Origin of the sequence: Sporosarcina siberiensis (assembly GCF_042681925.1) — a bacterium.
Lineage (GTDB): Bacteria > Bacillota > Bacilli > Bacillales_A > Planococcaceae > Sporosarcina > Sporosarcina siberiensis.
Genome location: NZ_JBHUGI010000004.1, coordinates 107,794 through 122,683, shown reverse-complemented (window position 1 = coordinate 122,683; position 14,890 = coordinate 107,794). Strand labels below are relative to the sequence as shown.

The 14,890-nt window shown below is 39.0% G+C and carries 15 protein-coding genes; 9 read left to right on the top strand and 6 right to left on the bottom strand.

What is annotated here, in order from left to right; translation table 11 throughout:
• Positions 1-89 precede the first annotated feature (89 nt).
• From ACFSFY_RS01965 to ACFSFY_RS01955, 3 genes are all read right to left on the bottom strand, one after another.
• Positions 90-659: a YybH family protein gene (locus ACFSFY_RS01965; protein ID WP_381535494.1), complete on the bottom strand. Its 570-nt coding sequence runs from the start codon at positions 657-659 to the stop codon at positions 90-92.
• 75 nt (positions 660-734) lie between these two features.
• Positions 735-1,409 (bottom strand): response regulator, encoded by a 675-nt coding sequence (locus ACFSFY_RS01960; RefSeq protein ID WP_381535578.1) that lies wholly within the window; start codon positions 1,407-1,409, stop codon positions 735-737.
• A 21-nt stretch (positions 1,410-1,430) separates the two neighbouring features.
• Positions 1,431-2,594 carry a sensor histidine kinase gene (locus ACFSFY_RS01955; RefSeq protein WP_381535493.1) on the bottom strand — a complete coding sequence of 388 codons (1,164 nt, stop codon included), beginning with the start codon at positions 2,592-2,594 and terminating at the stop codon, positions 1,431-1,433.
• A 130-nt stretch (positions 2,595-2,724) separates the two neighbouring features.
• Here ACFSFY_RS01955 and ACFSFY_RS01950 point away from each other — a divergent pair, with 130 nt between their 5' ends.
• A complete protein-coding gene (locus tag ACFSFY_RS01950) occupies positions 2,725-3,357 on the top strand; it encodes a YigZ family protein (RefSeq protein ID WP_381535492.1) in 633 nt (210 codons plus the stop codon).
• 166 nt (positions 3,358-3,523) lie between these two features.
• On the top strand, positions 3,524-4,597 hold the full coding sequence (locus ACFSFY_RS01945; RefSeq protein WP_381535491.1) for an LCP family protein: 1,074 nt from the start codon (positions 3,524-3,526) through the stop codon (positions 4,595-4,597).
• 222 nt (positions 4,598-4,819) lie between these two features.
• On the opposite strand, the gene ACFSFY_RS01940 is transcribed toward ACFSFY_RS01945, so the two are convergent.
• The gene (locus ACFSFY_RS01940) at positions 4,820-5,866 is read right to left on the bottom strand and encodes a glycosyltransferase family 4 protein (protein ID WP_381535490.1); all 1,047 of its coding nucleotides are present in this window, start codon (positions 5,864-5,866) and stop codon (positions 4,820-4,822) included.
• Positions 5,867-6,125: 259 nt separating this feature from the next.
• On the opposite strand from ACFSFY_RS01940, the gene secA2 reads away from it, so the two are divergent.
• Positions 6,126-8,486 carry an accessory Sec system translocase SecA2 gene (secA2, locus tag ACFSFY_RS01935; protein WP_381535489.1) on the top strand — a complete coding sequence of 787 codons (2,361 nt, stop codon included), beginning with the start codon at positions 6,126-6,128 and terminating at the stop codon, positions 8,484-8,486.
• A complete protein-coding gene (locus ACFSFY_RS01930) occupies positions 8,486-9,385 on the top strand; it encodes an accessory Sec system S-layer assembly protein (protein WP_381535488.1) in 900 nt (299 codons plus the stop codon). The genes secA2 and ACFSFY_RS01930 overlap by 1 nt, the downstream gene beginning before the upstream one ends.
• 47 nt (positions 9,386-9,432) lie before the next feature.
• Here the strand turns inward: ACFSFY_RS01930 and ACFSFY_RS01925 are convergent, their stop codons facing one another.
• Positions 9,433-9,603 (bottom strand): hypothetical protein, encoded by a 171-nt coding sequence (locus tag ACFSFY_RS01925; RefSeq protein WP_381535487.1) that lies wholly within the window; start codon positions 9,601-9,603, stop codon positions 9,433-9,435.
• Positions 9,604-9,701: 98 nt separating this feature from the next.
• Between ACFSFY_RS01925 and ACFSFY_RS01920 the strand changes: the two genes are divergently transcribed.
• Positions 9,702-10,007 (top strand): hypothetical protein, encoded by a 306-nt coding sequence (locus ACFSFY_RS01920; protein ID WP_381535486.1) that lies wholly within the window; start codon positions 9,702-9,704, stop codon positions 10,005-10,007.
• A 78-nt stretch (positions 10,008-10,085) separates the two neighbouring features.
• Here ACFSFY_RS01920 and ACFSFY_RS01915 read toward each other — a convergent pair whose 3' ends face one another.
• The gene (locus ACFSFY_RS01915; protein WP_381535485.1) at positions 10,086-10,790 is read right to left on the bottom strand and encodes a glucosamine-6-phosphate deaminase; all 705 of its coding nucleotides are present in this window, start codon (positions 10,788-10,790) and stop codon (positions 10,086-10,088) included.
• A gap of 274 nt (positions 10,791-11,064) precedes the next feature.
• On the opposite strand from ACFSFY_RS01915, the gene ACFSFY_RS01910 reads away from it, so the two are divergent.
• The 4 genes from ACFSFY_RS01910 to brnQ all read left to right on the top strand — a co-directional run bounded on the left by ACFSFY_RS01910 (position 11,065) and on the right by brnQ (position 14,854).
• The gene (locus ACFSFY_RS01910) at positions 11,065-11,211 is read left to right on the top strand and encodes a cytochrome c oxidase subunit 2A (protein WP_381535484.1); all 147 of its coding nucleotides are present in this window, start codon (positions 11,065-11,067) and stop codon (positions 11,209-11,211) included.
• A 24-nt stretch (positions 11,212-11,235) separates the two neighbouring features.
• On the top strand, positions 11,236-11,742 hold the full coding sequence (locus tag ACFSFY_RS01905) for a cytochrome c oxidase subunit II (RefSeq protein WP_381535483.1): 507 nt from the start codon (positions 11,236-11,238) through the stop codon (positions 11,740-11,742).
• Positions 11,739-13,394 (top strand): b(o/a)3-type cytochrome-c oxidase subunit 1, encoded by a 1,656-nt coding sequence (locus ACFSFY_RS01900; protein ID WP_381535482.1) that lies wholly within the window; start codon positions 11,739-11,741, stop codon positions 13,392-13,394. The genes ACFSFY_RS01905 and ACFSFY_RS01900 overlap by 4 nt, the downstream gene beginning before the upstream one ends.
• 149 nt (positions 13,395-13,543) lie before the next feature.
• Positions 13,544-14,854 carry a branched-chain amino acid transport system II carrier protein gene (gene brnQ, locus ACFSFY_RS01895; RefSeq protein WP_381535481.1) on the top strand — a complete coding sequence of 437 codons (1,311 nt, stop codon included), beginning with the start codon at positions 13,544-13,546 and terminating at the stop codon, positions 14,852-14,854.
• Positions 14,855-14,890: the final 36 nt, after the last annotated feature.

Below are 14,890 nucleotides of genomic sequence, written 5' to 3'. Positions count from 1 at the left end.
TATTTAGTATATGCCGGAATTCAAAAAATATCAATATGAAAGCAAAAAAAGAATCCCATCAAGGGATTCTCTTTACTATTCATACGTATTTATTTGTTGTCGCCAATATAATGAACCGATGCTACTTTCCACTGGCCGTCTTCTTTTGTTAATAAAGTAACTTGACGCCCCGTAGAATCAGTCTCTAAGCCCGTCGATAGCTGTTTCATCGACGTCTCGAGATCCGAAAATACTTGGGCTTCTTTTTCGGAGTATTTAACAATTGTTACATTCGATGCGGTACGTTCGAAATCGAATTCTTTAAAATTCTTCTCCATATACACGCGCTCTTCTTCCTTATCAAAACTCTCCGTATTCTCCGACAATAAATTACTAAATCGCTCGATGTCCTTGTCATTGAATGCATCGATATACGTTTCGAACATTTGCATGATTTCCTCTTTTTCAGCGGGTGGTATATTTTGCGCTTCTTCAATCGTGTCATCCGTTAAACCAAAACCAATATTATTTTCATCCACGCCGTGATCGATGGCTCCGTTCTCGTTTTGAGCTTCTCCATCGTCTACCGAGCCTGATGTTGCTGCATCCTCTTTATCACCGCTACACGCCCCCAGTATAAGTACTAGTGCTAGTAACATAGATATCCATATCTTCTTCAAAACAATTCCTCCTGAATTAGTAAAAAGGCCGCTCCAAACGGAAGGCCTCCCACTTTTATATCGACAACACTTCAATTATTTAACTTCAACCCAACCGTTTTTAATTGCCGAAACAACAGCCTGCGTACGATCGTTTACAGCCATCTTTTGCAAAATGCTCGAAACGTGATTTTTAACAGTTTTTTCGGAAATGAACAATGTTTCACCGATTGTACGGTTACTTTGGCCATCCGTCAACAACTGCAATACTTCACACTCACGCTTCGTAAGTAAGTGAAACGGTCTACGGATATCCGTCTGATGAAACGACCCCTTATGTTCTCGGTCGCTTAATCTACGGAATTCCGTTACAAGATTATGCGTAACTTTCGGGTGTAAATACGATCCGCCAGCCGTAACTACTTTAATGGCCTGGATAATCGCTTCTGCATCCATTTCTTTCAGCATATAACCGAGTGCACCTGTTTTCAATGCATGGGAAACATAAGATTCGTCATCGTGAATCGATAAAATGATCACTTTTGCTTCGGGATATTTCTCTATAAGTTCTTCCGTCGCATCGACACCGTTCATACGCGGCATATTAATATCCATAAGAACAACATCCGGCTTATGAAGCTCATAAAGTCCCATTACATCGCTGCCGTCATCCCCCTCTGCAACGATTTCAAATGAATCCTCAAAATCAAGAATTCTTTTTACTCCTTCACGGAATAACTGGTGATCATCTACTATTACAATTCTTGTCAATGTCATTGTTGTTTCCTCCCATTAATTCGATTCAATAATTTTCTCATCCTTAAGCGGAATTCTGAATAATATTGTTGTGCCATTACCAGGGGTCGATTGTATTTTCATTTCCCCTTTAAGTAAGTCAATTCGTTCACGCATCCCAATAAGGCCAAATGATTTATCTCTTACTTCGTTTGGATTAAAACCTTTGCCATTATCTTTAACCATAATATTTATTATATCGTGAAGCCACTCAATTTTCACCCAAATGTCCTTACAGTTTCCATGTTTTAAAGCATTTGATACAGACTCTTGTACAAGTCGAAAAATCGCAACTTCAAAATCCGTGTGAAAACGTTGCTCGAGCCCACTATTTCTAAATTGAATTTCCTTATCCGTTTCAAACTCGTTAATCTTGGATAAATATTTTTTCAATGTTGGAATGAGACCTAAATCATCCAGAGCCATTGGTCTTAAATCATAAATAATACGACGTACTTCCAATAGTGCGGATTTCACAGTCTCTTTAAGCTCCGAAAGTTCGGTAAGTGCTTTTTCGGGTCCTCTTTCATTATACGTCTTTTCAATCAATCCCGCACGTAGTAAGACATTCGCCAACATTTGTGCTGGTCCATCATGAATGTCACGAGATAGACGTTTACGCTCTTCTTCCTGAGCTTGAATGATTCGAATACTAAAGTCCTGTTTATGTTTCGCGTTTGTTAATGCTTCACTAACATCTTTCAAATCCGTCGTTAAATAATTCATAACTACAGCTACTTGATTGATTAGCTGGTCTGCTCGTTCAATTGTGTCAAGCAAAGATGCAAGTCTTCTATCGAGATCATCTCGACGTTCTCTGAGTTGCTTTTCCTCCAATCGATTGACAGACAAACGAACGAGTAAATCGTTCGCCACTTCATACGCTTCTCGCACCTGCGTTTCGGAATAATTCATAAAGTCCTTTGAAACGTTAGCAAGTCGCTTTCGTGAATGTCGGGTCATTTCTTCTAAATGATCGCCTTCAGTTATCGCGCGAGCAATTTGCCCTTTGACAACGTCGACCTCATTTTTCATACTCTCAAAGCTTTCCCGACTCTGTTCACTTATAATGAATATATCATTCTTCGATTGGTCCATCGTACGTACCATACTGTTGAAGATTTTATCGAGCGATTGAATATCAACTGTATCTCCAGTCATCTTTTCCCTCCGGTCTACATAACACCATCTTTAATTGGAGCGATAAATTCCTATACATACTTAGTATAGTATATCATTATAAGACCTAATGAATATTAAAATTGTATTACAAGTAATGGAGGTTAATTACATGCGGGAAAATTACATAACAGTAAAAGGGTATGGAACAAGTGAATTAGTGATTCAGAAGTCCAGGTTCCTTACCTCTATAAGACGTGCAGAAACGGAAGAAGATGCACTTACTTTCATTAATGAGGTGAAAAAGTCTCATCACACAGCTACACATAACTGTTCCGCTTATCTAATCGGTGAACACGATGGCATACAAAAGGCAAATGATGACGGTGAACCTTCTGGCACGGCCGGATTTCCTATGTTAGAAGTGTTAAAGAAACAAGGCCTTAAAGATGTCGTCGTCGTCGTAACTCGTTACTACGGAGGTATTAAACTTGGTAGTGGTGGGCTAATCCGTGCATACGGTCGAGCAACATCAGAAGGCATTACTGCCGCTGGGACTGTAGAACGAAACTTGCATTCTTTGATGAAAGTAACCGTAGACTATACATGGCTTGGAAAAATTGAAAACGAAGTCCGGCAATCAAAGTATCCATTAAAAGAAATTATCTATGCGAATGATGTAGATTTACTCATTTATGTGCCGGTTTTAGAAGAGGATGCTTTTACACAATGGATGATGGATTTGACGAATGGCCAGATGCAAATTTTGTCGATTGAGCATGAGTTTTTAGAGTTTAGTCTCTAATTAATTTACGGATGATGTTTTAAGTAGTATAATAGGTTAGATTGAATTTCTAACTACTATATAAATTTTATAAAATACAAATACATCTCTCTAAATGAAGTGACCTTCTCATTTGGAGATCCAATTTCTAAACGTGCCATATACTGAGGTCGGAGGGACTAAGAAGATGAAGAGAAAAGAGTATAAAAAAGCAAAGAAAAGCACTTCAAGTAAGCGGCTCGCTTTAAAGATTTCCTTACTCGTTGTGCTATCCGCATTCCTAGTTATTGTCGCTTGGGGTGTTACTTTGCAGAAAAAAGCAGAAAGCGCTGCAGATCGTGCATATGAGAAGATTGAAGATCGTCCAAAATCAGAATTACGTGAAGTTGCAGTCGAACCAACGAACGATAGTGTTTCAATTCTTTTTATTGGTGTGGATGAAAGTGAATCTCGAAAGGGAAATGAGGTAAATGGACGTTCAGATGCCCTCCTCGTTGCCACATTAAACAAAAAGCAAAAAACTGTGAAATTACTAAGCATTCCTCGTGATTCTTATGTACACATTCCCAATAAAGGATACAGCGATAAAATAAATCATGCATACGCTTTTGGCGGCACCATTGGTACAATCGATACTGTTGAAAACTTGCTAGACATTCCTATTGATTATTATGTGAAAATGAATTTCAATGCTTTTATCGATATTGTTGATGAATTAGGCGGCATTGAAGTCGAAGTCCCTTACGACCGTCTTGAAAAAGATGAATTCGACAAAGACACAATTCAATTGATAAAAGGCCTTCAACATTTGGATGGAAGACACGCACTCGCGCTTGCACGTACTCGAAAACTCGACAGCGATGTTGACCGAGGCAAACGTCAGCAAATGATTATGCAAGCAATCATGAAGGAAGCAACCTCAATTTCATCTGTAACAAAATACGGTGGCGTCATTGATGCCATTGGCGATAATATGAAAACGAATATGAGATTTGGTGAAATGAAATCCTTCTTAGATTATGTACAAGGTGGAAAACCACAAGTTGAAATGTTGAACTTGGAAGGATCTGACTGGTGGAAGGAATACGAAACCAGACCTCGTGTCTACTTCTGGAAACTGGACGAAGATGATCTAGAAAGAGTAAAAGAAGAGATGAAAAACCATCTCGAAATCTCAACTACCTCTAGAAACCTAACTAATGAAAACCCCGATATTTCGGATAAAGACGAATCTGCCAACGAAGGCAGCTTAAATAACTAATATTGGAAAAGCCCGACATTTATTGTCGGGCTTTTTTGTCTCAATATGTTGGCAATGTTTTCGAGGAACTTCGCAATGCTTCGGGCAAACCACACAACGCTTTTTGAAAACCTCTCAACGTTTACGGAATACTTCACAACGTTTCTCAGATAAACAAGTACAAAAAAAGATTCTGCACTCTCTTAAATAGAAGAGTGCAGAATCTTTTTTATTGCTTCTATGTTATTTCCCAATCATCCGTACAAAATTCAGTAACGGTCGATAGTTTGCGCCTGCAAGGCCAATAATTTCAACAAATAACTCAATTGCTAAAAGCATTACGACCAACAGTATAATTGAGCCCCAAACGGTTGCTTGAGAGAACAAGATTGCGGCAACACCGAACAACGCAGCCAGTCCATAAATGATCAGTACTGTTTGCCTATGCGAAAAACCGGCACGCAGCAAACAATGATGTAAATGAGATTTATCTGGAGCCGTCACTTTTTGTTTCATTCTAATTCTACGAACAATTGCGAAAAACGTATCGGAAATTGGAACCCCGAGCATAATAACCGGGATGATGAGTGAAATAAATGCGACATTTTTAAATCCTAATAATGCAAGAACAGCGATCATGAAACCCAAGAATAAGGATCCGGTGTCTCCCATGAATATCTTCGCTGGATGAAAGTTAAAAAATAGAAATCCAGCAGAACTCGCTGCAAGTATAGCTGCGGTCGCCATAACAAATGGATCACCCATGATAATCGCCATTACTGAGATTGTAATAAGTGCAATTGTTGAAACACCAGCTGCTAACCCATCCAATCCATCTATTAAATTAATTGCGTTCGTTATACCGATAATCCAAATAATTGTAATCGGAATGCTCAAGTAACCAAAATCGAATTGAACACCAACAAATGGTATATTAATTGCATCAATTTGAAGTCCGCCCCACGAAACAACAACAATTGCAGCGGCTAATTGACCAACAATTTTTGCTTTAGCTGTAATTTCAAACATATCATCTAGAAAACCCGTTATAATAATAATGAGTGCTCCGATGAGAATACCCGTAGAATGCTCATCTTGCGGCCGTAAGAAAAAGTAACCGATTAGAAATGCACCAAATATTGCAAGCCCACCAATTCGTGGCATTATGGACGCATGGACTTTACGGTAATTCGGACGGTCAACTGCACCAATACGGAATGCAAGTTTCCTGACAAGCGGAGTAAGTAAGATGGATGCTGCGAACGCAACAGCCATTGCAAGGTATATCATGTCCTTCCTCCCTAAGTTAAATCGATATTAGTAATCCAAGAGTATTATAACATGTCTAAACACAGAAAGCATCTTTACTAGTTGAATCCACACTACGTTTTGTCTGATTTCTCCCGTTTATCTTTCCCCATGATGCAACATCTATCCTAGATGTATTGCTTCTATATGATGGAAACAGCTAGAGGTAGTAATTCAATAGTATTTTTGATAAAATGGGTACGGGTCCTTTATATGGACCGAAAAAAAGGAGCGTTCATTCATGTTATCATTTTTTAAGCGTTCAAATAAAACGAGCGAACGACAACTTCGAAAATATCGAAAAGTTGTCGACCAAATAAACAAACTAGAATCTACATACGAATCTATGTCCGATGAAGAACTAACGGGCATGACAGATATATTAAGAGAACGTGTGAACTCAGGCGAAACAATTAAATCTTTAATTCCAGATGCGTTTGCAGTTGTTCGTGAAGCTTCTAAACGCGTATTAAATATGCGTCCATTCGACGTCCAATTGATCGGTGGAATCGTACTTACAGAAGGTGATATTTCAGAAATGCCTACAGGTGAGGGTAAAACTCTTGTCGCGGCACTTCCTTCATATATTCGCGCACTTGACGGGAAAGGCGTTCACGTCATTACAGTAAATGATTATCTTGCACAACGTGACTTTGACCAAATTGGAAAAATTCACCGCTTTCTAGGTCTTACAGTTGGTCTAAATTTACCGATGATGCAAGGTCCACAAAAGCAGGATGCATACAATGCTGATATTACATACGGAGTCGGAACAGAATTCGGTTTCGATTATTTACGCGATAATATGGCACAGCACGCTTCTGAAAGAGTACAGCGTCCATATAACTTTGCAATCATTGATGAGGTTGATAGTATTCTCGTCGATGAAGCAAAAACACCTTTAATCGTAGCTGGAAAAATGCAAGCAGATTCCGATCTTCATTACATCGCTGCACGTCTTGCAAGCCGCTTTAAAGAAGAACGCGACTTTGATTTTGATGATGAAACAAAAGCAACTTCTCTTACAGATATGGGTATTGAGAAAGTTGAAAAAGCGTTCGGTGTAGATAATTTATACGAACTCGATCACCAAACACTTTATCACTACGTAATTCAAGCCGTACGCGCACATGTTATCTTCAACCGTGACGTCGATTACATAGTTAAAGAGGAAAAAGTTGAACTTGTCGATATGTTTACTGGACGAATTATGGAAGGACGAACGCTTTCAGATGGTCTTCATCAAGCGATTGAGGCAAAAGAAGGACTTCCAATTACTGAAGAAAATAAGGCACAAGCACAAATTACAATTCAAAACTACTTCCGTATGTATCCACAACTTTGTGGAATGACGGGTACTGCAAAAACACAGGAAAAAGAATTCCAGGAAGTTTACGGCATGGAAGTAATTCAGGTCCCAACAAACCGACCTCGTGCACGAATTGACTCACCTGACCGGGTATATGAAACCATTGATGCGAAATACAAAGCAATGGCAAAAGAAGTTGCCAAACGACATAAAACAGGGCAACCCGTTTTAGTTGGAACAACATCCATTTTACAATCCGAAAAAGTAGTTCAATATTTGGATGAATACAAACTGGACTATAATCTACTCAATGCAAAAAGTGTTGAACAAGAGATTCACCTTATTTCACAAGCAGGACAACGTGATCATATTACCGTCGCAACAAATATGGCAGGTCGTGGAACAGACATCGTTTTAGGTGAAGGTGTTGCAGAAAACGGTGGATTATTCGTTCTTGGAACTGAAAAACACGAAAGTCGTCGTATCGATAACCAGCTTCGTGGACGTTCAGGCCGTCAAGGCGATCCCGGAGAAAGCCAGTTTTTCTTATCTCTTGAAGACGATATGTACAAACGTTTTGCGAAGGAAGATATGGAGAAATTCAAGAAAAAAGTAAAATTAGACGAAGATAAACTAGTCCTCAATACAGAAATTGACGATTTAACCGAACGTACACAACGCATCGTTGAAGGTATTCATTATTCTATGAGGGAATACAATTTGAAACTTGACGACGTCATCAATGACCAACGTAAAGTTGTTTACTCTCTTCGTGATGATATATTAGATGATGGAGATTTGCTCAATAAATTGAAAGTGATGTTGGATGAAACAGTCGAATTCGTAGTTCTTGAAAGTTGTCCACAAAACGAAAGTACAGATAACTGGGATTTCGACCAAATTGAGCGCACAATGAATGCACTTCTTCTAAAACCAATTCAAGTTTCACACGACTCAGATAAAACATCGAATATCTTAAAATCCTTCGAAGAACCTGTTTCTGAATTGCTAACGTATATAGATACATTCGCGGATAATGAGCAAGTATTACAATTGATTCCACAAGTAATGCTTTCACATATTGATATGATGTGGGTGAAACATCTTGAAGTGATGACCCGCTTAAAAGAAGGTATTGGTTTAAGATCGTATTCACAAGAAGACCCAATGCGGATTTATCAACGTGAGGGGCTTCAATTATTCGGTAAACATTACCAAAAACTACGTCGGGATATTGCTTCAGAAGTGATTGGTTTTATGAAGCTTATTACTGAACAACAGGAGGCACAATAATGAATCTCTTCTCATTTTTTAAGAAAGCCGAAAAAACCGGTACAGAAAGCACAATTGATTCGAAAGAAATCGTTGAAGATGTTCAAGCTTCAAACGTAGAAAGCGATATTGAAACGACGCTATCCTTTCATCCAGAGTGGAATATTCCGCAAGAACAAGAATACGTCTTTAGATTTCTATCCAATGAACTTGAACCACTGAAACCGAACCAAATTTCGTTATCAGGTATCGATATCGATGTTGAACCTGCAAACGGTAGTTGGCTCGTAAAAGCATTCTTACGTTCTTCTATGGACCAACAAATTTCAGTTGGCGAAGTCGAACTAATGCTTCTTGATGAAGAAGGAAACACACTTGCTTCAGATGAATTCGACCTAAAAGAACTCGGTGATCTCCCAGCACGCAGCGCGCGACCATGGGTATTCGTCTTTGCAAAAGACAATGTGTTTGCAGAAACACCACCTAAAGAAAATTGGAAACTCGCATTCAATGTGCAATCTATGGTTCCTCATAAACTAGAACTTGAACAAGCATGGGAAGACGGTTTATCCGATGAACAAAAAGATGGTCTCGCGAAAGTAGTTGAAGGTCTCCCTAAACTAAAACCACGCGAAGTAAACATCAGCGGATTCCAAGTAAAAGAACAGGAAGACGGCGGAATTGCAGCATCTGTTTTCATTCGAAACGGTCACTCAAAACAAATCAACATCGAAAAGCTTCCACTTGAACTGATTGACGCAACCGGCGATCTTGTAGCAACAGGATCATTCAGTCTCGCTCCCCTTTCAGTGAAAGCAAACACAACAAAACCTTGGACGTTCATCTATCCAAAGGAAATGATTCAAAAAGAAACACCAGACCTATCCAGATGGACCGTCCGCGTTCCAGAACAACAATAATCATTTTAAAAGGTGCATTCCGATCATCGGGATACACCTTTTTTGATTTACTTATCAATAACTGATAACACTCCCCCTAAAATGAACAACCCTAGAGCAGAAGCGTCAAGAATGAGCCGATGCAAGGAAATCGGCAGTGCACTTCTGTCGAGCTCCTTGCGTAAGGCCATCGCAAGCGACAAGCGGTATTGTAAACCACTCACCATTAGAAGCCTCAAAAAACAACTCCCCCTATCTTCATTACCAAAACCGGTTTACAATACCACAGAAAGGGAATACATAAATTAATACAAATTTCAGGAAGGAAGTAGTTACCATGAAGAAGGACGATCGTTTTACGACACATAAAAAGATAGTTAATCCCAACAGTTGGACGGAAACTGCCGCTCATCTTGACCATGCCGCAGGCGAATACGAACCCCTTTCCACTTCCGACTACACAGAACCTGAAAACTCTATCGATCTCGTAAGCAACAATGAAAAAGTTCCAGAAAAATCATTAATGCCTATCGAAAATGAAAATGAAGAGGAATTTCGACAAGAAAAGTCTGCTAAAAAAAGAAACGATGAAATCGAAGACATTCGTTCCTCCTATGACGCACTCGGCCACGATCTCCCTTAAGTAAACAAGACACCATTACAATATAAAAAAATCCCGCACTCTATTCTACTAGTTGTAGAGAGTGCGGGTTTTCTGTCTTTAACTAATGTCTAAATCCGTAATTACGATTACATCATTATGATGAAGAAGTTTTGTAATAGGCCAATCAATCGAAACTTTTCCTTCGAGAAGCTTCGTAATTGCCGCACGTTTCTTTTCACCAAACGCAATCATAATGAGTTTTTTAGCATCCGTAATCGAACTAATGCCCATTGTTAAAGCCGTGTTTGGTATTTTTTCGTCATTCTCAAAGTACTGGCTGTTAACATTCAATGTAGAATCCGTTAGCTTCGCTACATGGGTTACTGATTCAAAAGCTGTGCCGGGTTCATTGAATGCAATATGTCCATTCTCCCCTACCCCTAGCAATTGAATATCCAGTGGATTCTTTTGTAGAAGGGATTCATAACGTGCACATTCATCCTCCAAATCTTCTGCCACACCATTAAGAATATGTGTTTTCTTAAACTTCTTTTTACTAAAAAGATGATCTTCCATAAAAAAGGCATAGCTATTTGGGCTCGAAGCAGGAACACCTACATATTCATCCAAGTTAAACGTTACAACATTTTGAAAGTCAAGATCTGATTCCGTCCATTTATTATAAATAGGAATCATTGTACTTCCAGTTGCAAGTCCCAATACATGAAGTTGGTTGTGCTCTAGTTCATCTTTGATAATTTCAAGTACTTTTTCAGCACCTTCATCGGCACTCTTTACTTTCAGTAACTTAATCGTATTCATCTTATCAACCGACTTTCAATAGATTTAATCTTAATTTTATTGTAGTTTCTAACATCCATAGGGTCAACTATTAGACTTAAATTTCTTACTGACCAAATAAAAACCTTAGAACTGAATTATCATTATTTTTGTCTAACCTAGCAATACTTTGTGAAGAACTTGTGAACTTATCACTAGATATGAACGACATAGGGTTTTCCCTTATTCCTTTAGTATATCTTTTGTTTATGCTTAAGGTAACAGGCATTCACAGCCACTGAAAGGAAGTGATCATATGGGGACTAAAAAACAAAACACAAATCAACCCGATAAGCATGATACATCAGTCAGCTTTAAAGGTACTTTTATAGCAGTTATGTTATTGGGTGTGTTCATCCTCATCGCATGGTTTGGTTCGTACGTATTGTTTCTATCAAGATAAATCAATTGGATTGGAGGAATAACTTTGAATTTGCATAAGTATGAAAAAATTTGGTTGACGTTAGGTTCAGCTTCACTGGTATTATTTTTATTAATTATAGGGTTTGCAGCTTTTTGGAAAGGCACACATCCACAAAGTCATATCGAGACAATCGATCCACAGAACGTTGAAGCTCATGAAGCATTTCAACCGGAAAATCTCGGTTTAACTGAAGTAGAAGATGGAAAATTCATCGTCAATATGGTTGCTTCGGCATTCATGTATGATTTCGGAAAAGACGCAGACGGCAAGCAAGTAGAACGCATTCGTGTACCAAAAGGTTCTACGGTTCTTTATCAAATCACTTCTAAAGATGTCGTTCACGGTTTTCAAGTTGCAGGAACAAACGTCAATATGATGGTTGAACCCGGACATATTAGTCGCTATGAGACTGTTATGAAAAACGTAGGAGAGTTTACGGTTGTCTGTAACGAGTATTGCGGCATCGGACATCATTTAATGTACGGAACAGTGGAGGTGTATGAAGAATGACGTCAAAATTATTTTCATTTTCTAAAAAAGAATCTAGACTCTATATGTCCTTTATGTATGTCACATTTATCTCACTGTTCATTGGTGGTTTAATGGGACTGTTGCAGACGTTCGTACGATCTGGTAAATATACTTTGCCATTCGGAATCGATTATTACACAATTCTTACCGTTCACGGAGTTATTCTTGGTTTAGTTCTAACTACATTCTTTATTATCGGATTCCAATTTTCTCTTTTAGGAAAAACAGTTGGTATTTCGGATAAACAAATTATGGTTGGTTGGATTTCATTCTGGGTAATGCTCATTGGTACAGTTATGGCATCTATTACGATACTTGTTGGCCAGGCTTCTGTACTTTACACATTTTACGCCCCACTTCGGGCACATCCGGCATTCTATATCGGACTTGCACTTGTAATTGTAGGAAGCTGGATTGCGGCATTTGTAAACTTCCGTCAGCTGTATGTATGGAAGAAAGCTCATAAAGGTGAAAAATCACCACTTCTTGCATTCATGGTAACGATCAATATGATTATGTGGGTCATTGCATCTCTTGGAGTTGCAGTATCTGTACTTGTTCTATTCATCCCATGGTCACTTGGTTATGCAGAAACAATTAACGTGCTACTGAGTCGTACATTGTTCTGGTATTTCGGTCACCCACTTGTTTATTTCTGGTTGCTCCCTGCCTATATGGCTTGGTATGCAATTATCCCGAAATTTGTTGGCGGGAAAATATTCAGTGATTCATTGGCACGACTTGCTTTCATCTTATTACTCATGTTCTCTATTCCTGTTGGGTTCCATCACCAACTTACAGAGCCAGGAATTGATCCCACTTGGAAATTCATTCAAGTTGTTCTTACATTCATGGTTGTAATACCGTCTCTAATGACCGCTTTCTCGATTTTCGGCTCATTCGAAGCAGCAGGTCGTAGAAAAGGCTTTACAAGCTTGTTCGGTTGGATTAAGAACCTTCCTTGGAAAGATGTACGATTCCTTGCACCGTTTATAGGAATGGTTGCATTCATCCCAGGCGGTGCAGGTGGAATCATTAACGCATCTCACCAAATGAACGCACTTGTTCATAACACAATTTGGATCACAGGTCACTTCCATTTAACTGCAGCAACGACAGTTATTCTAACGTTCTTTGGAATAACGTATTGGCTTGTGCCACATCTTACAAGTCGACGTTTAACTCCTAAGTTGAATAAACTTGGACTTATTCAAACATGGATTTGGACAATTGGTATGGTTATTATGTCCGGTTCAATGCATATTCAAGGTCTCCTGGGTGGGCCCCGTCGTTCTAGTTTCTCAGAATACGCTGGCGGCGAACAAGTTGCTACTTGGATTAATTACCAAATTGCTCAGGCAGTCGGAGGAACGATCCTCTTTGTAGGGATTATTCTAATGGTTTACATCTTCATACAGCTGTCATTTTTCGCACCAAAGGGTGTAGAGGAATATCCTATTGCTGAAGAAGAGCCAGATGCAGAAAAAACACCTAAATTCCTTGAGAATTGGTATTTATGGATAGGGATTACGATTGCGCTTATATTATTCGCATATACAATTCCAATGATTGATATTATGAAACACTCACCACCAGGTTCCCCGCCATTTGATTGGCCGATTGGTAAATAAATGAATTAGAACTGCTCTGTGTTAGGACATTCTTTGTCTAACTGCAGAGTAGTTTTTTTGTTTACATCGAATAACTGTCGAAATTTTCATTTCACTGTATAATGAAAATAGTATATAATACATATCATTTGCTGGGAGCTGTACCTTTAATGTCACTTCAGAAAAACGCTGTAATCGGACTTATGTTATTCGCACTTTTCCTCGGTGCAGGGAATATTATCTTCCCACCACTGCTTGGTCAAATGGCAGGGGAAAACCTTTTTCCTGCTATGGCTGGATTTTTAATTACAGGGGTCGGCTTACCACTTCTTGCTGTAATTTCTATTGCTAATGCGGGCGGCGGATTGCAAACAATCGCAAGCAGAGTCCATCCCCTGTTCGGTATTATTTTCACTCTCATCCTTTATATAACAATCGGACCCTTTTTCGGTATTCCGAGAACCGCGACCGTTTCATATGAAATTGCTGTTATTCCATTTCTTACGGAAAACCTATTGGACGCCAAATGGATATTGGCTGTTTTCACGCTATTCTTTTTCATTATAACCATAGTTCTTGCTTTGAATCCTGCAAAACTTGTCGACCGAATCGGTAAAATCCTAACACCTATACTCTTTAGTGTTATTGCAGCTTTAGCTTTAAAGAGTATTTTTACGCCGATGGGTACGATCGGTCCAGCAATAGGCGACTACGAAACACAACCATTTTTCCGGAGTTTTATAGAAGGATATTTAACGATGGATGTTCTAGCAGCACTTGTTTTTGCTATCGTCATCATTAATATACTTCGTGATGAAGGGATTACAAAAAAAGGCCCAGTGTTGAAGGCCATGACTATCGCCGGACTTATTGCTGCTGTAGGTCTATCCATTGTCTATATCTCACTTGGCTATATCGGAGCTACGAGTTTAGATGTAATTGGATTACAAAGTAATGGGGGTGCCGTACTCGCTCTCGCTTCGAAGGTATTGTACGGATCTTCAGGAACAGCAATACTGGCAGTTACGATTATATTTGCTTGTCTCACAACATCCATCGGACTTGTCTCAGCGTGCGCACAATATTTTAACGAAGTCTTCCCGAAGCACTCTTATAAGACATATGTGTTTATTATAGCGGGCTTTAGTGCACTCATTTCAAACGTTGGATTAGCCAAACTTATTACAATTTCGCTCCCCGTTCTTATGATGATTTATCCGCTCGCAATCGTTTTGATGCTTCTTTCGTTTATCGACAAATTATTCGATCGAAAACCGATTGTGTATTCATTAGCACTCCTTGCAACGGCGGTCGTAAGCATTTTTGACAGCCTTTCAAATGCAGACATTCATTTTGCAACAGTCGATTCACTATTTTCCTATCTCCCTTTTTATGAGCAGCGAATAGGATGGATTGTTCCAGCTATTGTTGGGGGAATCATTGGTTTTGTACTCACCTTTTTTACTAAAAAAAGAAACTAATGCTATAATGAATACTAATTCATTATTTAGGGGGAA